Source organism: Rhodococcus sp. NPDC003383 (genome assembly GCF_053589115.1).
On sequence record NZ_JBSFRG010000006.1, the window covers coordinates 207,465 to 230,531 of the forward strand.

Consider the following 23,067-nt stretch of genomic DNA (forward strand, 5'->3'; position numbering starts at 1 on the left):
GGGCTGCGCGAGCGGCCCGAAAGACGCGCTGCGCGGCGTGCCATCGGCTTCGGCCCGTGGGATGACGGAAGGATTCCGGCATGGCTCGACCCACAGAGCAACCTCGGCCGAAGAACGCCGCGATCCTCGCTCTCGAGGCTCGTCTGTCGTCGAATCCCGTCGGTCGCGTCGTCGAGCGGACGCTGGTGGGACTGGCACAGATCGAGCTGGTGGACCGGGCGATGACACTGGCCGCTCAGCTGTTCACGTCCGTACTGCCGGTGCTCATGGCCGCGTCGATCGTCGCCGACACGACCGTGGTGCGACGCACCGTGCAGGACCGCTACCGCATCGACACCTCGCTCCTCTACCCCGGCGACGCCCTGCCGATGATCCCGCAGACCGCCGCGTTCGGGGTGGTGGGCGTGATCATGGTCGTGATCGGCGGGACGTCGTTCGCGCGCGCTCTCGGCCGCATGTACGGAAAGGTATGGCACACACCGAGCCTCGGGTTGTCCGATGCCTGGCGGTGGTTCGCGGTCCTGTTCGTCGTGGCCGGCTCGATTCCGCTCGTCGCGCTGATCCAGCTGTCGGAGATTCCGATCCTGATCCTGGTCGGCCAGTGGTGCCTGTGGACGTGCGTGTGGGCGGGATGCCCCTACCTGCTGACGGTGGGGTTCGTCTCCGGCCGAGTCCTGTGGATCACCGGGATGATCACGGCGACGTTGCTCACCGGGCTCGATGCAGCGAGCCGCATCGTGATGCCGCGGGTGATCGCAGACTCGTATGCGCACTTCGGCGTACTCGGAATCGTGTTCAGCGGGATCGGCTGGCTGTTCGTCTTCGCGGTGGTGCTCGTGGCCGCACCGGTGATTGCCGAAGCTTCGATGACGGACCGCGTTCCGGCGTACTCTGTGCCCACCGCCACGTCGGATTCGCGGTCGTCCGACCGTCCTCCCGGGGCGAACGACTCGGCAGGAACCGAAAGCGATGGCTCCGACGGGAGGTCGTGAATGCTGCACCTGGTGATTCCCTCGAGCCAACGTCGTGACCTCGGCGAACTCGAAGACCGCCTGGACCTGTCCGTCGGTGATGCCGGGGCGAAACGTTCGGCATTCTGGGTGATGCTGACACTGTCCGCCGTGATCGCGGTGGCGGGCGTGGTGAGCGACTCGACCGCAACCGTGATCGGCGCGATGATCGTGGCACCGCTGTCCACGCCGATACTCGGTGTGGGCCTAGGCATCACCGTCGGGCGCGGATCCCTGATCGTTCGCAGCCTGCTGTACATCGCCGCCGGCATCGTGCTGGTCGTCCTGCTCGGCGTCGTATTCGCTCAGGTACTCGCGAATCCGGCTTCCGTGCTGAGCAACTCGCAGGTTCTCGGGCGTACCTCCCCCACCCTGATGGATCTGACCGCCGCTCTCGCGACCGGCCTCGTCGGGGCGGTCGCGATTACACGCCGCGACGTCGGCGACGTCCTGCCGGGCGTCGCCATCGCGATCTCCCTCGTTCCGCCACTTGCCGTCGTCGGAGTCTGCCTGGGCTCGGGAGCCGGGGCTCTGGCAGCAGGGGCGTTCATCCTCTTCGCCTCCAACGTGATCGCGATGATCATCACCGCGACCGTCGTTCTCGTCGCCGCCGGTTACTCCGCGGAGGACAGTCTCAGGACCGGGCGACGGCGTGCGTACGTGATCCTCACGATCGCGCTGGTCGTCGTCGCGGTGCCGATGGTCGTCAACTCCCTCGCGTCGCTGTGGGCGCGGCAGGTTTCCAACGTGACGCAGCAGTGGCTCGGCTCGACGCCCGGAGCCGAGGTCACGGACGTGGCGTGGCAGGGCGACACCGTCACCGTGTCCGTACTCGGTCCCGCCGAACTACCCCCGTTGAGCGAGTTGGAAGATGCCGTCGACGGGCTCTTCCCGTGGGATCCCGAACTCCAGGTCGTTCACACCGTCGGGTCTCGCGTCGAGCCGGAGTAGTGGCGGTCCCGTCAGCGGCGACGAGCAACGAGATGCACCTCGGGAAACCGGTGGTACCCGGTGTCGGGACGGCTGACCGTCCGCCACATCTCGTCGAATCCGGCGGCGGCGAGTGACTCGGCGAGCCGGTCCGGGTGCCACCGCCAGGCCGGTGCGACGGCGTGATCGAACTCGACGACCTCTCCCGCTTCGTCGGTGGATTGTGCCGCGACCGCGACCACCGCACCGGGGGAGGTCCTGGATGCCCAGCCGGCGAGCACGTCGAGAATTCCGCTGGGTGGCACGTGGATCAGGCTGAACCGGGCGATGATCGCCGCGATACCGCGGCCGCCGAGATCGGTGGAGGCGAGGTGCGCGTCGTCCCGTTCGAAACGGAGGCCCGGGTACAGATCCCGCGCGATCCGGAGCATCTCCCGGCTCGGATCGACGCCGACGACGTCCAGTCCCCTGCTCGAGAGATCGGCGGTGACGTGGCCGACGCCGCAGCCCACGTCGACCACGAGACCGTCGGCCGGACCGTCGCGCACCGATTCGGCGAACGCTGCGACCACCGCACGCTCGAGGGGAGTCGTGTACGTGGCGGGAAAGGTGTCGGCGTAGAGGTCGGCAACCGCGTCGTATCCGGGCTGATCCATCACCGGATCGTCCCAGAAGACTCTCGGACGCGAACCCGCGAATACGAAGAAGAGAGGCACTGCGCCTCTCTCACTTTCAACGTATAGCGCACCCGGGGTCTTGCGGCAAGGCCCCGCTCGTGCCGCACAATCGCTGGCCGTAGCGGAAACCCATGATCGCAGCGGTGAGGGAAGTGAGGCGCACATGTCGATCCGAGGGTATGAGGACGAGCTCCGGTCCGAGCGCAGTTGTGTAGCCGGCCTGTACGCGCGGCTCGATGCCGAGCGGGCGGAGGCGAAGGCGCGGTATGCGGCCGCGTTGCGGGGCAGCGGCGGGACGCTCGTGGATCGCGAGGTCGAGGTGCGCACGCTGGCCCGGGAGGTGCAACGGCTGAACGTCGCGGAAGGCGGGCTGTGCTTCGGCCGGCTCGACACGCCGACCGGCGAAGTCTCCTACATCGGCCGGATCGGCATGTTCGACCGGACGAACGAATACGAACCACTGCTGCTCGACTGGCGCGCCCCGGCGGCACGCCCGTTCTACGTCGCGACCGGCTCCCACCCGGAAGGCATGCGGCGGCGCCGACAGTTCCACACCCGTGGACGCGAGGTCGTCGAGTTCACCGACGAAGTCCTCGGCCGCCCCGACGGTCGTGAACGCGGCGGCCGGGGTGATGCCGCGCTGCTCGCGGCGGTGAACGCGCCGCGAGGGCAGGGCATGCGCGACATCGTCGCGACCATCCAGGCCGAACAGGACGCGATCATCCGCCTCGACCATCCGGGCGTGCTGGTCATCGAGGGCGGACCCGGCACCGGCAAGACCGCCGTCGCCCTGCATCGCGTCGCATACCTGCTCTACACGCAGCGCGAACGGATGCAGCGTCACGGGGTGCTCGTCGTCGGACCGAACCCGACGTTCCTGGACCACATCGCCCACGTCCTGCCGTCGCTCGGCGAGACGAACGTGGTGTTCGCGACCACCGGCGATCTCGTGCCCGGCCTTCACGTCACCGCCGAGGACACCGCCGAGGCCGCGCGATCGAAGGGTTCGGTGGCCATCCTGGAGGTGCTGACCGCCGCGATCGCGGACCGTCAGCGCCTGCCGCAGGACCCGGTGCTCGTCGAACTCACGGACGTCACCGTGCGACTCGACGCCGAGATCGCTCGGTGGGCACGGGACGAGGCCGGCGCGAGCGGTCTTCCGCACAACCAGGCCCGGGCCGTGTTCACCGACGTCGTGACATGGGCGCTGACGGAACGGGCGATCGCTCGTATCGGCCGGGGCTGGCTGTCCCGCGACGACCGCGCGGCGTGGGAGAACCTGCGCGAGGACCTGCGCGGCGAACTCGCCGGGAACGATGTCTTCACCCGAGTTCTCGACGACCTGTGGCCGGTTCTGACACCGGAAACACTGTTGTCGGAGCTGTTCTCGTCACCCGCCCGGCTGCGGGCGGCCGGCGGCGACGACGTGCTCCTGCGCGAGCACGGCGACGCGTGGACCGTGTCCGACGTGCCACTGCTCGACGAACTCGTCGACCTCCTCGGCACCGTCGACACCGTCGAGGCGGCCGAGGCGGCCGAGTCCGAGCGAAAGAGGGAAACCGCCTACGCTGCCGGGGTTCTCGACCTCATGACGAACCGTGAGGATCACATGGACGACGAGGACCACCTGTTCGCCACCGACCTGCTCTACGCCGAGGATCTCGCGGACCGCTTCGTCGAACGCGACACCCGAGACCTCGCCGAACGTGCCGCCGCGGATCGGGATTGGACATACGGGCACGTCGTGGTCGACGAGGCGCAGGAATTGTCCGAAATGGACTGGCGGGTGCTGATGCGACGCTGCCCCAACCGATCGTTCACGGTGGTGGGCGATCTCGCACAACGCCGGTCACCGGCGGGAACGTCGTCCTGGGACGTGATGCTCGAACCGTACGTGCCCGGCCGCTGGATGTACCGGTCGCTCTCGGTGAACTACCGTACCCCCACGGAGATCATGAGCGTCGCAGCCGCGTTGCTCGCCGGGTTCTCGCCCGACACAACCCCACCGGAGTCGGTGCGCGCATGTGGAGTCGCCCCGTGGTCCCGGTACGTCGGCGACGACGACATCGCCTCGGCGATCGAAGAATTCGTCCGCGACGAGTCCGGACGCGAGGGCACCAGCGTCGTGATCGGTCCGCCCGATGTACCCGGTGCGGTCGCGGCGTCCGAAACGAAGGGCCTCGAGTTCGACGCGGTGCTGGTGGTCGATCCGGATCGGATTCTCGCCGACGGTCCGCGCGGCGCGGCCGAGTTGTACGTCGCGCTCACCCGCGCCACGCAGCTGCTCGGCGTCCTCCACCGGACGCCGCTGCCGCCGGCGCTGTGCGGTCTCGTCGATATCTCTTCGTCGTCGGGCTCCGAGCACGACGTCGCAGCGGGTATGCGCCCTTGAGCGGTACTCTCCGATCTCATACCCCGATCGCCCCGAACGGAGAACGGCATCCGGAGGCCGCATGTCCGCAGTTGTCTGGCTCGCAATCGCCGTCCTGGCCGGCGTGATTCTGGACCGCGCCGCCCTGTACGCCGAGCGTCGCGGCTGGATCTACTGGCGCAAACGCAAGCCGCCGGTGAACGGCGGGGCGGTCATGGGCGCATTCGGCGAGATCCAGACGCTGCTGTCACCGTCGTATCGCCACGTCGCCGAGGAACAACAGCGGCAGCGCACCTCGCGGCACGATCAGGGCACCGGTGCCGATCCGCTGGGCGTCGACCTCGACGCCGGAACGGTGCGACTGCACAGCCCGGACGACTGATCCCCAGATGTCGGTGGGTCTCGCTATAGTTCGAACATGCTTTCGAACAGCGTCGAAGGGGAGGTCGTCGGGGCGCGGCTGTCCGCCCTCGACGCCGCGGTGGACGGCCTGCTCGAGGACGATCTGACCGGCTTGTCGAACGACGACCTGGTCGAGTTCTTCCAGCGCTTCGAAACCGTCCTGCGCAAGGCCACTGCCGTCGGGCACCGGGCGATCGTCGAGGCCACCGAACGCACGATTCCGGGGCATCTCGGATGCCGCTCGGTCAACGACTTCCTGGTCGGAACCCTGCGGATCTCCGCCGCGGACGCGGCCCGGCGGGTCAAGGGCGCGAAGAAGGTCGGCACCTGGCATTCCCTCGACGGCGAGGACCTGGAACCGGAACTGCCCGCCACCGCTGCCGCGGCGCGCTCTGGCGCGATCGGGCCGGATCATGTCGCGGCCGTCGCGAAGACCATGCGGAAGGTGCCGCGCACGGTCGGGTTCGACGAGATCACCGTCGCCGAGCAGATCCTCGCGGACGCGGCCTGCTCGGTCACGCCCGACGATCTCGTGAAACTCGGCGCGCATCTGCTCGCGTACCTGAATCCGGACGGGGACGTGCCGGACGAGAAGGAACGCAAACGACGGCGCGGTCTGCGGATCGGCAAGCAGCGCGTCGATCTCATGACCCCGATCTCCGGGCTCATCGACCCCGAAACCCGCGCCCTGCTCGAACCGGTCCTGGCGAAACTCGCCCGCCCCGGCATGAACAATCCGGACGATCCCGAATCACCTTCCGGTGACGTCGAATCCGAGACCCTCGACCGCGACGCCCTCGCCAAGGCCGCCGCCCGCGACACCCGCACCGCGGTGCAACGCAACCACGACGGACTGAAAGTCGCCCTGCGGCAGATCTTGTCGTCGGGTGTGCTCGGCAGCCACCGCGGGCTGCCGGTGACCGCGATCCTGACCATGACCGTCAAACAGCTCGAAGACGCGACCGGCGTCGTGACCACCGCCTCCGGCGGGCTGGTGCCGATCCGCGACGCGCTGCGCATGGCCGAGACCGCGCATCCGGTGCTGGCGATTTTCGATCACCACGGCCGGCCGCTGCATCTCGGCCGCGCGAAACGACTCGCCTCGGCCGATCAGCGGCTGGCGTTGATCGCCGCCTCCGGCGGCTGCACCCGCCCCGGCTGCGATGCTCCGGCAACACTCACCGCGGTCCACCACGTCACCGAATGGCGGGACGGCGGGCCCACCGACATCACCAACGAGGACCTCGCCTGCGATGCCTGCCACGCGCTGGTGCACGACGGGCCCGGCGGCTGGCAAACGCGCGTCGCGTCGGCCAACTCCGAACACCCGGGTCGCACGGAGTGGATCCCGCCACCGCACATCGACCCCGAGCAGAAGCCTCGGGTCAATCACCGTCATCATCTCGGTGATCTGTTGTCGGCGGCGTTGGCGCACTACCGCGCCCGCCGCGAAGACGAGCTGCGCGAGCACCGGCGTCGGTGGCTGCGGGAGCCGACCGGAGATACGGGTGACGGTGACGGTCCGTAACCCCGGAGCGTCAGTAGCCCGCCGCGGGATCGACGAGTGCGATCAGCTGCTCCCCCGCGATGAACCGGGCGACGTTCTCACGCACCGTCGGCGCGAGCGTCGCGTTCAGCCCGGTGCGGGTGTTCGCGATGTGCGGGGTGATCACGACGTTGTCGAACGTCCACAGCGGATGGTCGTCGGGCAGTGGCTCGGGGTCGGTGACGTCGAGGACGGCACCGGCGATCTTCCCGCCACGCAGCGCATCGACGAGCGCGTCGGAGTCGACGAGGTTGCCGCGCGCGACATTGACGAGCCACGCGGTGCCGGGCATCGCGTCGAGCGCCTCGGCGTTCACGAGCCGGTCGGTGGCCGCGGTCGCCGGTGCCGCGACCACGAAGTGATCGGCCCTCGTCCACACCTCGGCGGTGCGGCTCGCCGGCAACGTCACCGATGCTCCCTCCACGGGGCGACCGGAATAGTTCACGGCGACCACGTCGACGCCGAGCGCACGCAGGCGCGGGATCATCGCGCGGCCGATACCGCCGCACCCGACGATCGCGACGGTCGACCCGTGCAGCATCCGCACCTGCGGGTCCAGCACCGGCTTCTGCCACCGCTGCACCGGCCGGGCTGCGGCCGCGATCGAACCGTGGAACTGCCGCAGTCCGACGAGCAGCGCCCCGACGGCGTACTCGGCGACGTTGTCGGCGTACACCCCGGACGCGTTGGTCCACATCCGGTCGGGGTCGATAATCCCGGCGCGGAAGAACGGCTCGATGCCCGCGAACGCAAGCTGCACCCAGCGCACCCCCGCCGGGAGCTCGGGGAAACCGGCGACGTCGCCGTGCCACACCAGCGCCTCGGCCTCGTGGAGCGGGACGAGTGTGCCGCCGCCCTCGACGATGGCGGCGGCGAGGTGTTCGTCGTGGTCCGGTCCGAGATGAACGCGCATACGCGCACCCTATCGACCGCCGGGAATACCTGCGCGGTCCGATGCGTTGACCCCGTTCGGATCGGCACGTCACGTATCCCCCGGGCTCAAAACAATTTGCCCTCGTGGAATACCGTTCGGCTGGAGCCGCGTTGCGCCTTTCGCCGAGAGGCGATCGGGCGTGCCGGTCCCCTACTTCACGGTCGTTTCGACCGCGTTCCACCGCCACGACGGCGAATCCGTGCGGCCTACTACAGTCGCGGAGGCACGACGCCCGGCCGGGGTGTCGGCACCTCGACCGAACGGAGCGCGCATGAACCGCTGGGCCACGACCGTGGTCGCCCGGCGATGGTGGGTTCTCGGACTCGCCGTCCTGATCGTGGCGGTGGCCGGAGCGTGGGGCACCGGCGTGTTCGGAAATCTGTCGTCGGCCGGGTTCTACGACCCGAACAGCGAGTCCTACAAGGTCGCGGAGATCGTCGAGGAGAACTTCGGTCCGCAGACCGCCGACATCATCGCGATGTACACGGCCCCCGAGGGCCGGACCGTCGACGACATCGAACCGGACGTCACCGCGGTGCTGGACCGGTTCGCCGCGGAGGTGCCCACTCACGCGATCAACACCTACTGGTCCACGGCGCCCCCGGCGAACCAGCTGCTGCTGTCCAAGGACGGTCGCAGCGTCGCCGCGTCGATCACCCTGTCCCCCGACTCGGGCGTCTCCGTCGCCACGTTCGATTCGTTGTTGCCGAAGCTCGAGGTTCCCGGCGTCGAGTCGCAGTTCGCGGGGAACTCGGTCGTCGCCGTGGCCTTCACGTCGACGCTCGAGCACGACCTGCTGCGCGCCGAAGCGATCGCGATCCCGATCACCCTCGTCCTGCTGGTGATCATCTTCGGTGGCCTCACCGCGGCCGCCGTCCCGGTGTTCGTCGGTGTCCTCGCCGTGCTCAGCGCGCTCGCGACGCTGCGCCTGCTCACGATGGTCACCGATGTGAGCTCGTTCGCCCTGAACGTCACCTCTCTGATCGGTCTCGGCCTGGCCATCGACTACGGACTGTTCATCGTCAGCCGATTCCGCGAGGAACTCGAGGGCGGCGCCGACACGGCGGCGGCGACCCGACGCACCGTCCTCACCGCGGGCCGAACGGTCATGTTCTCCGGGCTGCTGCTGATCTGCGCGTTCGCCGGGATGCTCGTGTTCCCGCAGGCGGTGCTGCGATCCCTCGGTCTCGGCGCGATCGCAGCGGTCCTGAGTGCGGCTGTGCTCGCGCTGACCGCGATCCCCGCGCTGCTCGCCATCCTCGGCCCACGGATCAACTCGCTGACGTGGAGCAAGAACGCCGCTCATCGCGGTGAGGCGCGGGCCCGGCGTTTCTGGGGTTCGGTGGTCGTCGGGGTGATGCGGAGGCCCGCGGTCATCGCCGTCGCGATCGTCGCGGGTCTGCTCGTGCTGGCGTTCCCGGTGCTGCGCGCCTCGTTCGGGGAGGTCGAGTACACGGCTCTTCCGGAGGACGCCCCGGCGCGCGTGGCGACCCAGGCGTTGCTCGACGACTTCCCGTCCACCGGTAACGGCGCCACGCTCCTGGTGCGAGGAAGCGACGGTGGCCCGCCGTCCACGGCCGCGGTCGGTGAGGTGTCGCGCGCGGCGGCCCGGGTGGACGGCATCGCCCAGGCGTTGACGGTCGCCTCGAACGGCGACGTGACGGTGGTGCAGGCCCTGTATGCGCAGGGTGTCGACGGCACCGCCCGGGCCGGCGACATCGTCCACGAGTTGCGGGCGGTCGATGCGCCGGCCGGCACCGAACTGCTCGTCGGTGGTGGCCGGGCGATGGTCGACGACGGCAACGCCGCCATCTCGCGGTGGCTGCCGGTGATGCTCGCGATCATGGTGGTCTCGACGCTGGTGCTGTTGTTCCTGGCGTTCGGGTCGGTGGTGCTGCCGCTGAAGGCCGTCGCGATGGCGGCGTTGAGCCTGGCCGCAACGTTCGGTGTTCTGACCTGGGTGTTCCAGCTCGGTCACGGTGCGGAACTGCTCGGGGTGACCGCGAGCCCGCTCGAACCGTCGTTCGTGGTGTTGATCCTGGCGGTGGTGTTCGGTCTGTCCACCGACTACGAGGTGTTCCTCATGTCCCGGATGGTCGAGGCCCGCGCCGCCGGGGCGACCACCGAGGAGGCGGTGAAGTTCGGAACCGAACGCACCGGCCGCGTCGTGACGGCGGCGGCACTGCTGCTGATCGTGGTCACCGGGGCGTTCACCATCTCCGGGCTGTCGATCATGCGGTTCCTCGGTGTCGGCATGATCCTCGCGCTGATCATCGACGCGACGGTGGTGCGGATGCTGCTGGTGCCGTCGCTCGTGAAGCTGATGGGCGACGCCAACTGGTGGGCGCCGGCGTGGATGAAGCGGGTGCACGAGAAGGTCGGCATCGGGCACTGATCCGGCGAAGGGAGCGTTGCCGACGCTTATCATCGGCACGCCCCTTCCCCCTCACCCGGGAGATCTCTTGGACACGCCGCCCTCTCCCCGTTCCCCGCACGGCATCCGGCGGATGGGTGGTCGTGATCCCGGCGAGTCGTTCCGCGTCGCCAGCCCGCTCGAGTTGCTGCTCGACCTGACGTTCGTCATCGCGTTCGGTGTCGCCGGGAATCAGGCTGCCCACCTGATCGCCGAGGGCCATGTGGCTTCGGGAATCGCCGCGTTCGGCTTCGCGATGTGGGCGGTGTGCTGGGCGTGGGTGAACTTCGCCTGGTTCGCCTCCGCGTTCGACACGGACGACTGGTTGTATCGCATCGCGACGATGCTGCAGATGCTCGGCGTGCTCATCCTGGCGTTGGGCTTGCCGGCGATGTTCGCGTCGATCGACGAGGGCGACTATCTGGACAACCGGATCGTGGTGTTGGGGTACGTCGTGATGCGCGTCGGACTGGTGGGTCAGTGGCTGCGCGTAGCGAAGCAGAACGAGACGCTGCGCCGCACGGCGCTGACCTATGCGGGGTTCGTGTCGATCGCGCAGCTCGGCTGGATCACGCTGATCTTCGTCGACGTCCCGGTGTGGGAGACGTTCCTGCTGACCGTTCCGCTGATCGTGCTCGAGTTGCTCGGGCCGGTTCTCGGTGAGCGCACCGCACGGACACCGTGGCATCCGCACCACATCGCGGAGCGGTACAGCCTGCTCACGATCATCGCGCTCGGTGAGGTGATCGTCGGAACCGTCGCGTCGCTCGGGGCGGTCGTCGACCTGCAGGGATGGGACGTCACGGCCGCCGTCACAGGTCTGGCCGGGGTGGGGCTGACGTTCGGGCTGTGGTGGGTGTACTTCCAGTACCCGTTCGGCGACGCGCTACACCATCACAGGTCGCGCTCGTTCGGCTGGGGATACGGGCACATCGTGGTGTTCGCGGCGCTGGCCGCGGTCGGCGCGGGACTGCACGTGGCCGGCTATCACCTCGAACACGAGTCGCACGTCTCGACGATGACGGTGCTCGCGACCGTCGCAATTCCCGTCGCGGTGTACCTGGTGGCGCTTGCCGCCCTGTACAGCCGGCTCGTCGGCGTCGACCTCGGAGTCGCAGGGACGACCGTCGCCGCGCTGGTGGTCCTCGGCGCGGCCGTCACGGCGGGTGCGCTGGGTGTTCCGGTCCCCGTCTGCCTGCTGATCGTGGCAGCAGCGCCGGTGGTGATCGTCGTGGCGGACGAGACCGTGCTGTGGAAGCGGCGTGAGGCGGCACTGGCCCGTCTGCGCGCGTCCTGAGCTGCGGTGATCAGCGGCCGGCCAGGATCCGGTAGCCGCGCTCGTGCAGGCGACGGTGTTCCGCCCATCTCCGCGCGGTCCAGGCAGGCTCGGTGTGGGCAGCGGTGATCGCCGCGGCGGTCGAGGCGTGCAGGTCGAATTCGAGGTCGCGGCGCAGTTCGGCAAGCTCGCGGGCGTCGGCTGCGACGATCCGGTCGATCGTTCCGGCGACCTGGTCGTCCGCGTCGACGAGGATCCGGCGGTGCGCCCGCGGCAGCACACCCCACATCACGGCGAATGCGACGACCACACCGATGACGGTTTCGACGAGACGTTCCCGTGAGACCAGGACCAGATCCGCGGGTGTGCCGAGTGCTCCGAGGATCAGCGCGAGCGGGGTGATGAACACCATCGCGAGCCCGTAGTTGCGCACCAGATACGCCTCGATGCCGGCCATCATCGCGGCGCAGACCAGTACGAGCGCGGCCCCGCGCACGTCGAACAGCGACAGTCCCGCGAGCAGCGCCAGCCCGAGCACGGTCCCCACGAATCGGTGCGCCGCACGGTAGCTGCCGAGGATGCGGTCCGGTCCCTGGTGCAGGATCATCGCCGCGGTGATGACCGCCCAGTCCGGCCGCCCCAGTCCCGCCGCGACCGCGACTCCCCCGGCCACGGGGCCGGCGACGAGCAGCCGCAGCACCACCGTCACGGATCGACCGCCCGGATGCGCCGCACGCGCGAGCCGGTAGCGGACCGACGGCCGGCGCAGTGGAACCTGCGGACGGAGGTCGTCCTCGGGGTCGGCTTCGTGGTGATCGACGCCGTGCAGCACGGTCGCGCACCGGGCGTGCGCGCTCTGCAGCGCCCGGACCAGCGGATGCTCCGATCCGACGAGCCCGGCGTCGTGCAGGCACTGCCACGCCGCGTGCAGATCGTGCACCGCAGCGCGACGGTGCGCCGCCGAGTTCTCCTCGCACACGGCCTCGACCGCGGCGACCGCGGCGGCGACCGCGGTCCGCTCGGCGGTGCGCGGCCGGACGATCGCACCCGACATCGCGACCGCCAGCGCGGCGACCGCCCCGATCGCCGTCCATCCCACGATCGTCGCCACGGGTACCCCGGCCACGGGCAGCGACGACGCGATCTCGAGGGTCAACAACATCAGGAACGCTCCGGGCGCACCGAGCCGCAGGGCGTCGACGACGAACGCACACGACGCCACCACCACCGTCATGGTGAGCACCACGAGCATCGGCCACCATGCGGATCCGCCGGCCGCGACGGCGCTGTGCACCACCGACCCGACGGCGGCTCCGAGACCGGCCAGAGCGACGAGCACGCATCCGACGATCCCCACGGCCCGCCACCGCACCCGATACGGACGGGTCTCGCCGTACACGACGGCGAACGCGCCGAGCGTCGCGATCGCGGACACCGGTCCGGCGCCGGCGAGGACACCGGCAAGTCCTGGCACCGCGACGGTCACGGCCGCGCGGGCGACCCCGGGCCACTTGCGTCCCAACCTCGGTACTCCCACCATCGCCGGCCACGGGGCAGCAGGGGCAGGAATCGGCAGGTCTACTCGTGGCACGACCATTCAGATTAGGAGGATCGCGGTCGCGCTCCCGAATCCGAAGCCTCGGGTGAGGCGCATCTCACCCGCTACAGCGCGGTGATCTTCGACGCGACGGTCGGGCGCACCGGCTTCGGCGCGGCACCGCAGCTCGCCGGTCGCGCCGGCAGTTCGTGCAGCTCGACGTCGACGCGCCAGGCGCGGCCGTCGCGGTGACGCACGATCGGTGAGGGTGCTTCGTCGACGGTGAGGGCATCGATACCGGCAGCGGCGATACCGGCAGCGGCGTCGAGTTCGCGCACCGCGATCTCCGCGACCTGACCGGCCGCGGCCCACGTGCTGCGTCCCCGCAGCCCCGGCAGGTACACCTCACCGGCGGCCGCGGCACGCACCGCGTCGGCGCTGTGCGCGGCGTCGAGCCGACCGTAGGTGTAGCCGGTGGGCAGCAGGATCATCGACGGTGCGAAGCGGTGCCCACCCGTGTGCGAGCACTCCCACACGGTGTCGCCGAACTGTTGCGCGAGGGCGGCTGCGATCGGGCGGCCCTGCACCGCGCAGCACTGGTCGCGTTTGCCGTGCGCGCACACCAGCACGATCGGGTCGGTCACCGCGGCGCCGAGAAGAGGCGCAGGTCCGGTGACGACCCGGGGCACGATGTCGAGCAGCTCGGCCGGTTCGGTGACCTCGAGGCGTTCGCACCACGTGTTGCCGGGTTCGGTGCGGGCGATCAGCACGGTGCGGGTCGGGCGCTCCACGTCGCGGCCGGGACGTCGGATGAACTGGATGCGTACCCCCGCCGCGTCGGCGCGGGCGGACAGCTCGGCGGCGAGCTCGGTTCCGAGGGCGGTGCCGTCGAGCACGTCGCGACCCCACCCGGAGGGAACCTCGAGGCACACATATCCCGCTGCCGTGGCGGCGGTGCCGGGCAGCGGCTCCTCGGGGACGGACGGCGCGGAGCAGATCGGGGCGGCGATGGTCACCCGGCCATTGTCGCCGGTGGGGTCATCCGTGGCAGCGTCGGCCCTCGGTGAGTTGCCGGACGAACTTCTCAGCCCTTCTCACCGCGCAGACGTCGCAACCCGGCGCGGGTCCACACGCGCAGGAATCCTTGGGACAGATAGGCGAAGCAGCCGAACGCCAGCGTCCACTTGGTGACGCTGATCGTCGATACGGCACGAACCGTGGTGTCGTCGATGCGGTCGCGGTGGTCGAGCAGATACAGCCCGGCGATGTTCTCGACGTAGTCGCTCGCCGCCGCGGCCACCGACGCCACGGCGAGGGTACGGCGGGTGCCCGGCGACACCGGATGATGCTCGGCCAGCGACCGCACTCCGGCCCGCAATGCGACCGCAAAGGTCAAGGGATGCACCATGTCCCAGTAGTAGTGCTGCCGGTAGCGCTGTAGGTCCTCAGGCTGGAGATTGTCGAGGATCTTCCGGTACTTGTCCGCCGAGAAGGTGGTCTGGATCGCGCCCACGGTCGGGGCCGTGGACCCGAGGACGCGGGCAACGTTGGCCTGGGAGACCACGAACACCGCGGCCGAGCCGAGGAGCCGACGATCCGATGCGGTGAGAGCCATGCGCACGATGCTACCGACCACCCAGCTCGCCGAAATCCGCGCGCTCGGATGACAGCCGCCGACGACCGGCAGCGCGCGGCTGTCCGCCTCATCGGCGGCTGCGGGCGGCGGGCGACTCGCTCAGAGTTCAGCGACCTTCAGCAGCATCTCGGCGACGGCCTTCGGCTCGGTGATCATCAGGTCGTGCCCGGTTTCGATCTCCCAGACCCGTTGCGCACCATCGGATCTACCCTCTTTCGCGCCCTCGATGGCGCTCAACTCGGAGATGCACACGACGTCGGTTCGTGGGATCTTCCGCATCGCGGCCTCGTTGATCAACAGCAGCGGTTGGACGAAGGTCTCGAGCGGATGCGGCGTGAGCCGATTCTGCATCCACTCGAGATCGTCGGGGTCGGTGACCCCGTACAGCCGCCCCATCTCGGGTACCGGCCACAACACGAGTTCGGCACCGTCGACCTCACGGATGGTGCTGCGCGCGAATTCCATGAGGGCCGGGGCGATGTCGGTGAGGGACTGCCCGTCGGCGGGGCTCGCGGCGTCGAGATAGACGAGATGACGGATCCGTCCCGGCGCCCGGTCCGCGACTCCGGTGATCACCATGCCGCCGTAGCTGTGACCGACGAGGATGACGTCGCTCAAACCCTCGAATTCGAGAACCGCGAGGATATCGGAGATGTGGTGATCGAGATCGATACCCGGACGCACCAGATGGGCACGGTCACCGAGACCAGTCAGCGTCGGGGTGTGGACGTCGTGGCCCGCGGCGCGCAGCAGCGGCGCCAAGCGCCCCCAGCACCACCCGCCGTGCCCACCGCCGTGTACCAGAACAAATGTCGCCACCACGTACCCGCTTCCCCCTGGCAGAATCCCGTTCCAAAAGATGAATACCACGTTCTTCGGCAGACGGGAAATGGGTGGTTCGCGTCAAATGTCGTAATCGACGACGACCGGCGCGTGATCGCTCATCCGGCGATCCGCCGACGGTTCCCGGTCCGTACCCGCCACGGTCGCGGTGCGCGCCAGACCCGGAGTCGCGAGGTGGTAGTCGATCCGCCACCCGACGTCGTCGGTGAACGACTCCCCCATCCACGACCACCACGAATACGGGCCGTCGACGCCCGGATACCGGCTGCGGACGACGTCGACGAGGGTGCGGGGCGAGAGCAGCGAATCGAGCCACGCGCGTTCCTCCGGAAGGAACCCCTCGGCCTGATTGCTGCGCCGCCAGTTCCGCACGTCGTGCCGGGTGTGCGCGATGTTGAGATCGCCCATCAGCAACAGTTCCCGGCCCTGCGCCTTCGCCGCGCGGCGCGACCGCGTCAGCTGCCTCGCGAATGCGGCGAGGAACCGCATCTTGCGCTCGTATCGGGCGCCGCCGTCCGGCGCCTCCCGCATCCGCCCCGGCTTCTGCAGGTGCGCCGGGAGACCACCCTTCGGCAGATACAGCGACGCGACGGTGAGCGGGGCGTCGGCCAGATCGACCTCGATGTACCGGCCCTGGCCGGCGAACTCCCCCAGCCCACGCGCCAACGGCACCCGTTCGAGATCGACCCGATCGAGGTGTTCCTCGCCGGGCGCACGCAGCAACGCGGTCCCGCTCCAGGTACGCACCGCGGCCGGTGGCTGCGCGGTCAGGATGCCGACGCCGTTGCGGCCGGCGAGAGTGCCCTCGTCGTAGGCGAAGTGGTACTTGCCGAAGACGCCGGGCGGAATCGCGGCGGCCGGGGCACGGACCTCCTGCAACGCGACCACGTCGGGGTCGCGTTCGCGCAGCCAGTCCTCGAATCCGCGCCGCTGCGCCGCGCGGATGCCGTTGATGTTGAAGGTCGCGATCCGCACGGTCAGTCCATGAGAAACGGCAGCACGGCCGCTTCGAATTCGCGGAAACGGTCCCGGTGGATGCTGTGCCCGCACGCGATGTCGCGGAGGGTGCAATTCGGCAGTGCCGCGGCAGCCTCGGCGAGCAGGTGCGGATCGACCATGCTGCCGGGCCGCGCGCCCCGCAGGAACAGGGTCGGCGCGGCGAGGTCCGGCAGCCTCTGCCACCACCGCGGATCCGGGGTGCGGAACTGTTCGATGGCCGAGGCGGTCATGCTCCGGTCGAACGCGACGGTCGCGCGCGGGTTGCGCACCAGACTGCTCGTGGCGTGCCACAGTTCCGCGACCGTCGGACGGCGGGACGGGATCTCCGGGACGGGATCGCCGGCGCGCAGCGGCAGCGGTGATTCCTCGAGTACGAGACGGCGCACCAGGTCCGGGCGATCCTGGGCGATCAGCGACCCGGTGCGGCCGCCGAGCGAATGACCGACCAGGTCGACGGTGTCGAGGTTCAGGTGGTCGCACAAACCGGTGATGTCGGCGGCGAACTCGCCGAACAGGTACGACCGGGCCCGGGCGCTGCGTCCGTGCCCGCGCAGGTCGATCGCGACGACCCGGCGTCCGGCGGTGACGAGAGTGCGGGCGAAACGGTCCCAGGTGCGGCTGTCACCGCCCATGCCGTGCACCAGCACCACCGGAACGGGGTGGGCGCGGGCGCTCGGCGCCGAGTCGCGGTAGGCGATCGCCACACCGTTCGGCTGGGCTGTCAACACGGTTTCCACGGACATCGAGCCTACTCAGTCGTAGACCCCCTCCACTTTCCAGCCGTCCGAGGTGTGGATCACCAGCAGCGCCCGCGACCCGTCGAGCAGCACCTGCAGCCGCGCCACCGCCCGGGCCTCGGCCGGATCCCACCAGTACTCGTCGACCGGCCAGGGTCCGGCCCAGCCCACCACCTGCCATCCGCGGCTTCCCCACCGCAGATGTGCCGGTGCCGCGCTCAACAACCCGCGCTCGGTCACCGCGACCTCCGCGCCCGCGTCGTCGAGCAGCGCAATCGACGGCGGAACGGTCAGCACCATGGCCGGAGCGGGTGGCGGGAGCCGACCCGGCCACGGCGCCTCCGGGTCCGACGCGGGGACCCGCTCGTCCCCGACCGGCACCAGGGTGATGCGTTCGGCCGGGCCCCGGCCGCCGCTGAGCACCCCCACGAGGACGGCCTCACCGCCGAGCAGGCCCTGCACCCGCACCAGCGCGCGGCGGGCCCGTTCGTCCTCGTCGCCGACCCCGCCCCACAGTCCCGGTTGCAGGGCACCGGCCGACACCACCTCCACCGGTTCGAGCCGCAGCACCTCGATGCCGGCAGTCGGCCGGTCTCGGCTGCGTCCGGTGAGCCAGCCGTCGAGTTGCCAGCGCACCCGGTCGACGGTGCCGTCGGGGGTCAGCGGTTCGGCGCAGCGCCAGGTACGGGCCAGTTCCTCGCCGCCCTCGGTACGTGCCGCCACCAGCAACCGGGTGCACGCGACCCCTGCCGCCGCGAGCCGCACGTGCAGCAGTTCGGCGAGGGCACGGCCGGCGAACGCGGCCGCGTCCACCCGTTCGAGCGGCGGGTCGCAGCGCTGCTCGACGGTCAGGTCCGGGGGCGGCGTCCGACCGGACGGGGGCCGCTCCGGGTGTCCGCATGCGGTGCGGTGCGCCCTGACCGCGTCGGTCCCGAAACGCGAGGCGACGTCCCCGGCCGACAGCGCGGCGAAGGCCCCGATCGTGCGCAATCCGAGGCGACGCAACAGATCGACCAGTTCCTCACGTTCCAGCGCCGCCAGGGACGGCTCGACAGCCAGATCGGAAATCGGCAGCGGCGCAAGGAATTCCGCTCCCTTCCCCGGAGGTACCAGCGTTCCGCGGCGCGCCGCGAGCACCGCGGTGGACAGTTCGTCGGCGATCCCCACCTGGCATTCGACGCCGAGAGCGGCGACCTCGTCGACCAATCGTTCCGCGGCGGCCTCCTCCGAACCGAACCAGCGGACGACACCGCGGGCGGCGAGCACCACCAGGCCGGGGCGGAGCACCTCGACACCGGGGGCGGTCGCGTCGACCGCCTCCACCACCGGTTCGAACAGCCGCGCATCACGATTCGGATCAGCCTGCAGCACATGCAGTTCCGGGCATCGCGCCTGCGCCTCGCGACGCCGCAGACCGCGACGTACCCCGGCGGCGCGGGCGGTCGCCGAGCACGCGAGCACCCGGTTCGCCGCGACCACCGCGACCGGTTCCGACGCGGGCAGGTCCGCCGCGGCGGCCGCAGCCACGGCGGGCCAGTCCGGGCACCACAGGGCCAGCACCCGCGCCGGTTCGCGGGCGCTCACAGCGCGACCGGTCGGCGCGGCGAATCGACGCGGTCCGCGTGCTTCCATTCGGTCCGGGTGCGGGTGGCACACACGTCCATCCGGGTGGTCCGCGCCGGGAAGGCCCGGCCCTGGGCCCGCACCGACAGCCGGGTGCCGCGCAACCGGCCGCGTCCCGCCCCGAGTCCCTCGTAGCCGCTGACCTGCGCGTCGAGCCGAACCTGCGCCCCCTCCCACCGGCCGTCGACGACGACCAGCACCGCCCCCTTGCTGCGGGCGCGGGCGGTCACGGCCCGGGTTCGCGACGGCGGCACCGCGATTCCGCCGAGACCGAGGATCACCAGGTCCATGCCGTCGAGCAGGACGGCCGCGATCTCCACCGGATCGGGTCCGGGATCGGGAATCACCGCCACCCTCTGCAACTGCGCTCCCATTTCCGCGGCGGCGAGCAGACTCAGCCGGCGGTGACCGATCACGGCGGCGTACCCTCCCGCAGCGGTCACCGAGGCGAGAACACCGATCAGCAACGACGTGGCGCCGGAGACGGATACGACGGAGCCACGGACCAGACCACCCTGGGGCAGCACATCGGCGAGCGGTTCCGGGACCGGGAGCAACCGGTCGGCGGGTACGTCGGCGGGGGCGGCCCGTTCCACCTCCCCGCGCGCGGGTATCGCGGCCATCCGCCGGCGCAGCGACTGGATCCGCTCCTGCCGGGACGGTCTTTCCACACCGTCGAGCGGAAACTCGGCGAGCTCACCCACATGCACCCCTTCGTCATCTGCCGGCCGCGGGAACACGGCCCACCGACACCACGGGGAAGACGTGGTTCAGTCACCAACTATCGAACATACTTTCGAACCTTTCCAGTACACATGATCTTGGGGCGGCCCGTCAAGCGCAGAAAGACCCCTCGCATCCACTACTCTCGTGAAGGTGTCGAAACAGGAACGAGTAGGTAGGGTTGTCGGCCCGGACCACCTGGTGGCCGGTCGCTACCGGCTCGATTCCAAGCTCGGCGGCGGCGGGATGGGCGCCGTGTGGCTCGCCCACGACACGCGCCTCGGGCGCGATGTCGCCGTCAAACAGGTCGTCTCCACCGTGGACCTGCAGCCGGAGGCCGCCGACGAGGTACGCCGCCGCACACTGCGCGAGGGGCGGATCGCCGCGCAGCTCGCGCACGAGCACGCCATCGGGATGTACGACGTGGCCCTCGACGCCGGCGAACCGTGGCTGGTCATGGAATACCTGCCCTCCCGCAGCATCGCCCAGGTGCTGAACACCGTCGAGACCCTGCCCCCGTACGAGGTCGCGCAGATCGGGGCGGACGTGGCCGACGCCCTGGCCGCCGCACACGCGGCGGGCATCATCCACCGCGACATCAAACCCGGCAACATCCTCGTCGCCGAACGCGGCCACGAACTCGGCATCGTGAAGATCAGCGACTTCGGCATCGCCCTGGCGAGCGGCGACTCCGATCAGTCCGGTGTGATCGCCGGTACCCCCGCCTACTTCGCCCCCGAGGTGGCGCGCGGCAACGATCCCACCGAAGCCAGCGACGTGTTCTCCCTCGGCGCGACCCTCTACACGATCCTCGAGGGCCAGCCCCCGTTCGGTTTCGAAGCCGACTCGATCGCATTGCTGCACCGCGTCGCCCGCGCCGAGATCATCCCGCCGACCCGGACCGGCCCCCTCACCGACGTCCTGCTCTCCATGCTCGAACCCGACCCCGCCCGCCGTCCGACGATGGCGCAGGCCCGCGACCGGCTCGCCGCCGTCGTCCTCGGTCCGGGCACGAATCCCGCACTGCTGCGCGGACGTCCGATCCTGGCCGAGGACGGCTCGATTCCCGTGTGGGCCCAGCGGTCCACACCGATCGCCGGAACCCGGTCCCGCAGCTCGTTCGTGGACCGGCCGGCGCCTCCGCCGGTGTCACCTTCGCGCGGGCCCTCGCGTGGGATTCCCCGGCCCGCCGAACTGTGGGACCGGCTGCTCCCGAAAGAGCCTGTGCCGCAGGACCCGAAGGAACGGCTCGTCGCATACGCGCCGCTGGCGATGGCGGCGATGGTAGCGCTGATCGTGTTCGCACTCGTGGTCGCGGTGATCATCGCCGTGGCGGTGGGCTGAACAGCTTTCAGTCGATCCGGCGATGGTGCGCCCAGCGGGTCAGCGCGTTCCGGTTCGACTGCTGGGTCTTGCGCAGCACGTTCGACGCGTGGGTCTCGACGGTCTTGACCGAGATCACCAGTTCCTCGGCGATCTCCCGATAGGTGTAACCGCGCGCGAGCAGCCGCAGCACCTCGAGCTCGCGCGGGGTCAGCGAGTCGAGTTCAGGGTCCAGCGGCGGCTCCGGGACGTTGGACCGTCCGGTGAACGAATCCAGCACGAATCCCGCCAGGCGCGGGCTGAACACCGCGTCGCCGCCGGCCACCCGCCGCACCGCATCCGCCAGTTCGGTGCCCGAGATCGTCTTGGTGACGTATCCGCGGGCGCCGGCCCGGATCACCGCGATCACGTCCTCGGCCGCGTCGGACACGCTCAACGCCAGGCACACGGGCCCGGGTGCGATGCGGCTGAGCACCGCGACGCCTCCCCCGTCGGGCATGTGCACGTCGAGCAGCACGACATCGGGGCGGGTCGCATCGATTCCGGCGACCGCCTCGGCGACACCGCCGGCCTCACCCACGATCTCCATGTCCGCCTCGCGCCCCAGCTCGGTACGCACCCCGGAACGGAACACGGCGTGGTCGTCGACCAGAAAGACACGGAAGGACTGTGAAGTTGGGGCGCCGTTCGACGTCACTGCGTGTGCTCCTCGGGTTGGGGTTCGGCCTCCTGCCACTCTAGGGGCGAGCCCGTCCCCGGCACCGCACCGCCGCGGGGCATGTGGATCCGGATCTCGGTGCCCTTGCCGAGCTCCGACTTCACCACCACCCGGCCGCCGCGCCGCTCGATCCGCGCCCGGATCGACTTGGCCAGCCCCTGCCGGTCCTCCGGGACCAGATCCGGGTCGAAGCCCGTCCCGCGGTCGCGGACGAACACGCTCACCTCGTTCGGCTCGGCCTCGGCGAACAGATCGACGCTGTCCACTCCGGCGTGCTTGGCGGCGTTGACGAGTGCTTCGCGGGTCGCCCCCAGCACCGCGGTGAACGATTCGGCGGTCAGGTCGTCGTCGTCGCCGGGTGCGACGTCACCGACGATCACCGGCGTGACGGACACCCCGTGCTGATCCTCCACCTCACCGGCGATGGTGCGCAGTGCCTCGGCGAGGCTGGTGCGGGGACTCTCCCCACCGCCGAACAGCCAGCGCCGCAGTTCCCGTTCCTGGCTGCGGGCCAGCCGCACCACTTCCTGCGCGTCACCGGCCTGCTTCTGGATGAGCGCCAAGGTCTGCAGCACCGAATCGTGCAGGTGCGAGGCGATCTCCTCGCGTTCCTCGTTGCGGACGCGGGCTGCGCGTTCCTGCTCGAGCGCTCGCCACATGCGAACCCACAGCGGCACCGACAGCAGCCCGGCGCCGACGAGGGTCACCACCACCGCGAGCAGGGACGACCGCAATGCAGCGACGTCGACCTGGGCGAGAAACACGACGCCGAGTCCGGTGACGATCAGGGTCAGGCCGCCGAGAACCCGCGCCCATGTCAGGACGGTGGGTTTGGCCGGCAGCCCGAGGACCGACCGCGGCCCGTCGACGTCGAACTCCCGCCACACCAGGGCGGCACCCACCGCGACCACGACGATCGGCGCGATCACCGACGCCGCGCCCCCGTTCAGCAGCCACGACAGCCCGGCGCCCAGGGCCAGCCCGATGACCGCCAGACCCAGCGCGCGGCGACGCTCGGTGGGCGACGGCGGCTCGGTGTCGGAACCCTGCGGCACGAACGCCCACAGCAGGCCGTACGCGACGATGCCGACCCCGAGCGCTGCGAGCACCGCGAACGCGACCCGGACTTTCATCACGTCCACGCCGAGATGGTCGGCGAGACCACCGGCCACGCCGCCCACGACGCGGCCGGCGACGCGGCGTTCGAGTCGGGGGACGGGCACGGGAAGGTTGGCTACCGGTTGCACATATTCGATACTGGCACGCGCTCGGCACCCCGGCATCGGGGACCGACCCTGATCCCGGAGGCTGCTGCGGGGCTCGAAGATCAGGGTTCGCCCCTGATGTGCGGGCGCCGCGCGGGCGACAG

At 70.3% G+C, this 23,067-nt stretch carries 20 protein-coding genes; 8 read left to right on the top strand and 12 right to left on the bottom strand.

Features of this window, described 5'->3' with window-relative positions:
• Positions 1-80: 80 nt before the first annotated feature.
• Positions 81-992: a hypothetical protein gene (locus ACWDTS_RS08480; protein WP_450117945.1), complete on the top strand. Its 912-nt coding sequence runs from the start codon at positions 81-83 to the stop codon at positions 990-992.
• Positions 993-1,961 carry a TIGR00341 family protein gene (locus ACWDTS_RS08485; RefSeq protein WP_450109342.1) on the top strand — a complete coding sequence of 323 codons (969 nt, stop codon included), beginning with the start codon at positions 993-995 and terminating at the stop codon, positions 1,959-1,961. It begins immediately after the preceding gene.
• Between the two features lie 11 nt (positions 1,962-1,972).
• Here the strand turns inward: ACWDTS_RS08485 and ACWDTS_RS08490 are convergent, their stop codons facing one another.
• Positions 1,973-2,596: a class I SAM-dependent methyltransferase gene (locus tag ACWDTS_RS08490; protein WP_450109341.1), complete on the bottom strand. Its 624-nt coding sequence runs from the start codon at positions 2,594-2,596 to the stop codon at positions 1,973-1,975.
• A 184-nt stretch (positions 2,597-2,780) separates the two neighbouring features.
• On the opposite strand from ACWDTS_RS08490, the gene helR reads away from it, so the two are divergent.
• The 3 genes from helR (at position 2,781) to ACWDTS_RS08505 (ending at position 6,918) form a co-directional block, all read left to right on the top strand.
• The gene (gene helR / locus ACWDTS_RS08495; RefSeq protein WP_450117946.1) at positions 2,781-5,009 is read left to right on the top strand and encodes an RNA polymerase recycling motor ATPase HelR; all 2,229 of its coding nucleotides are present in this window, start codon (positions 2,781-2,783) and stop codon (positions 5,007-5,009) included.
• A 61-nt stretch (positions 5,010-5,070) separates the two neighbouring features.
• Positions 5,071-5,370 carry a DUF6191 domain-containing protein gene (locus ACWDTS_RS08500; RefSeq protein ID WP_450117947.1) on the top strand — a complete coding sequence of 100 codons (300 nt, stop codon included), beginning with the start codon at positions 5,071-5,073 and terminating at the stop codon, positions 5,368-5,370.
• Positions 5,371-5,406: 36 nt separating this feature from the next.
• Entirely contained in the window at positions 5,407-6,918 is a 1,512-nt protein-coding gene (locus ACWDTS_RS08505) for a DUF222 domain-containing protein (protein WP_450117948.1), read from the top strand.
• A gap of 10 nt (positions 6,919-6,928) precedes the next feature.
• Here the strand turns inward: ACWDTS_RS08505 and ACWDTS_RS08510 are convergent, their stop codons facing one another.
• Positions 6,929-7,849: a D-isomer specific 2-hydroxyacid dehydrogenase family protein gene (locus ACWDTS_RS08510; RefSeq protein WP_450117949.1), complete on the bottom strand. Its 921-nt coding sequence runs from the start codon at positions 7,847-7,849 to the stop codon at positions 6,929-6,931.
• A gap of 292 nt (positions 7,850-8,141) precedes the next feature.
• On the opposite strand from ACWDTS_RS08510, the gene ACWDTS_RS08515 reads away from it, so the two are divergent.
• Both ACWDTS_RS08515 and ACWDTS_RS08520 read left to right on the top strand, forming a co-directional pair.
• A complete protein-coding gene (locus ACWDTS_RS08515; protein ID WP_450117950.1) occupies positions 8,142-10,265 on the top strand; it encodes an MMPL family transporter in 2,124 nt (707 codons plus the stop codon).
• 67 nt (positions 10,266-10,332) lie between these two features.
• Positions 10,333-11,580, top strand: coding sequence for a low temperature requirement protein A (locus ACWDTS_RS08520; protein WP_450117951.1), 1,248 nt, complete (start codon positions 10,333-10,335; stop codon positions 11,578-11,580).
• 10 nt (positions 11,581-11,590) lie between these two features.
• On the opposite strand, the gene ACWDTS_RS08525 is transcribed toward ACWDTS_RS08520, so the two are convergent.
• The 8 genes from ACWDTS_RS08525 to ACWDTS_RS08560 all read right to left on the bottom strand — a co-directional run bounded on the left by ACWDTS_RS08525 (position 11,591) and on the right by ACWDTS_RS08560 (position 19,638).
• Positions 11,591-13,099 carry an FUSC family protein gene (locus ACWDTS_RS08525; RefSeq protein WP_450117965.1) on the bottom strand — a complete coding sequence of 503 codons (1,509 nt, stop codon included), beginning with the start codon at positions 13,097-13,099 and terminating at the stop codon, positions 11,591-11,593.
• A gap of 122 nt (positions 13,100-13,221) precedes the next feature.
• Positions 13,222-14,112 carry a sucrase ferredoxin gene (locus ACWDTS_RS08530; protein WP_450117952.1) on the bottom strand — a complete coding sequence of 297 codons (891 nt, stop codon included), beginning with the start codon at positions 14,110-14,112 and terminating at the stop codon, positions 13,222-13,224.
• A gap of 68 nt (positions 14,113-14,180) precedes the next feature.
• Positions 14,181-14,711: a hypothetical protein gene (locus ACWDTS_RS08535; protein ID WP_450109335.1), complete on the bottom strand. Its 531-nt coding sequence runs from the start codon at positions 14,709-14,711 to the stop codon at positions 14,181-14,183.
• A gap of 120 nt (positions 14,712-14,831) precedes the next feature.
• Positions 14,832-15,551, bottom strand: coding sequence for an alpha/beta fold hydrolase (locus ACWDTS_RS08540; RefSeq protein ID WP_450109334.1), 720 nt, complete (start codon positions 15,549-15,551; stop codon positions 14,832-14,834).
• Between the two features lie 84 nt (positions 15,552-15,635).
• Positions 15,636-16,550 (bottom strand): exodeoxyribonuclease III, encoded by a 915-nt coding sequence (locus ACWDTS_RS08545; protein WP_450109333.1) that lies wholly within the window; start codon positions 16,548-16,550, stop codon positions 15,636-15,638.
• A 2-nt stretch (positions 16,551-16,552) separates the two neighbouring features.
• The gene (locus tag ACWDTS_RS08550) at positions 16,553-17,317 is read right to left on the bottom strand and encodes an alpha/beta fold hydrolase (RefSeq protein WP_450117953.1); all 765 of its coding nucleotides are present in this window, start codon (positions 17,315-17,317) and stop codon (positions 16,553-16,555) included.
• 9 nt (positions 17,318-17,326) lie between these two features.
• Complete coding sequence (locus ACWDTS_RS08555; RefSeq protein ID WP_450117954.1) at positions 17,327-18,895, bottom strand: DNA polymerase Y family protein; 1,569 nt, start codon at positions 18,893-18,895, stop codon at positions 17,327-17,329.
• On the bottom strand, positions 18,892-19,638 hold the full coding sequence (locus tag ACWDTS_RS08560; protein WP_450117955.1) for a hypothetical protein: 747 nt from the start codon (positions 19,636-19,638) through the stop codon (positions 18,892-18,894). Before ACWDTS_RS08560 ends, ACWDTS_RS08555 begins: the two co-directional genes overlap by 4 nt.
• A 172-nt stretch (positions 19,639-19,810) precedes the next feature.
• Here ACWDTS_RS08560 and ACWDTS_RS08565 point away from each other — a divergent pair, with 172 nt between their 5' ends.
• Positions 19,811-21,001, top strand: coding sequence for a serine/threonine-protein kinase (locus tag ACWDTS_RS08565; protein WP_248675425.1), 1,191 nt, complete (start codon positions 19,811-19,813; stop codon positions 20,999-21,001).
• A gap of 7 nt (positions 21,002-21,008) precedes the next feature.
• Here ACWDTS_RS08565 and ACWDTS_RS08570 read toward each other — a convergent pair whose 3' ends face one another.
• Positions 21,009-21,677, bottom strand: a complete 669-nt coding sequence (locus ACWDTS_RS08570; RefSeq protein WP_197250859.1) for a response regulator — start codon at positions 21,675-21,677, stop codon at positions 21,009-21,011.
• The gene (locus ACWDTS_RS08575; protein ID WP_197250860.1) at positions 21,674-22,981 is read right to left on the bottom strand and encodes an ATP-binding protein; all 1,308 of its coding nucleotides are present in this window, start codon (positions 22,979-22,981) and stop codon (positions 21,674-21,676) included. Before ACWDTS_RS08575 ends, ACWDTS_RS08570 begins: the two co-directional genes overlap by 4 nt.
• Positions 22,982-23,067: the final 86 nt, after the last annotated feature.

Bases quoted from the DNA above. Each gene is read 5' to 3' on its own strand.
- ACWDTS_RS08515 (WP_450117950.1), top strand. From the start codon at position 8,142: ATGAACCGCTGGGCCACGACCGTGGTCGCCCGGCGATGGTGGGTTCTC.
- ACWDTS_RS08480 (WP_450117945.1), top strand. From the start codon at position 81: ATGGCTCGACCCACAGAGCAACCTCGGCCGAAGAACGCCGCGATCCTC.
- ACWDTS_RS08485 (WP_450109342.1), top strand. From the start codon at position 993: ATGCTGCACCTGGTGATTCCCTCGAGCCAACGTCGTGACCTCGGCGAA.
- ACWDTS_RS08525 (WP_450117965.1), bottom strand. From the start codon at position 13,099: ATGGTGGGAGTACCGAGGTTGGGACGCAAGTGGCCCGGGGTCGCCCGC.
- ACWDTS_RS08575 (WP_197250860.1), bottom strand. From the start codon at position 22,981: ATGCCGGGGTGCCGAGCGCGTGCCAGTATCGAATATGTGCAACCGGTA.
- helR (WP_450117946.1), top strand. From the start codon at position 2,781: ATGTCGATCCGAGGGTATGAGGACGAGCTCCGGTCCGAGCGCAGTTGT.
- ACWDTS_RS08550 (WP_450117953.1), bottom strand. From the start codon at position 17,317: ATGTCCGTGGAAACCGTGTTGACAGCCCAGCCGAACGGTGTGGCGATC.
- ACWDTS_RS08535 (WP_450109335.1), bottom strand. From the start codon at position 14,711: ATGGCTCTCACCGCATCGGATCGTCGGCTCCTCGGCTCGGCCGCGGTG.
- ACWDTS_RS08505 (WP_450117948.1), top strand. From the start codon at position 5,407: ATGCTTTCGAACAGCGTCGAAGGGGAGGTCGTCGGGGCGCGGCTGTCC.
- ACWDTS_RS08500 (WP_450117947.1), top strand. From the start codon at position 5,071: ATGTCCGCAGTTGTCTGGCTCGCAATCGCCGTCCTGGCCGGCGTGATT.
- ACWDTS_RS08510 (WP_450117949.1), bottom strand. From the start codon at position 7,849: ATGCGCGTTCATCTCGGACCGGACCACGACGAACACCTCGCCGCCGCC.
- ACWDTS_RS08490 (WP_450109341.1), bottom strand. From the start codon at position 2,596: ATGGATCAGCCCGGATACGACGCGGTTGCCGACCTCTACGCCGACACC.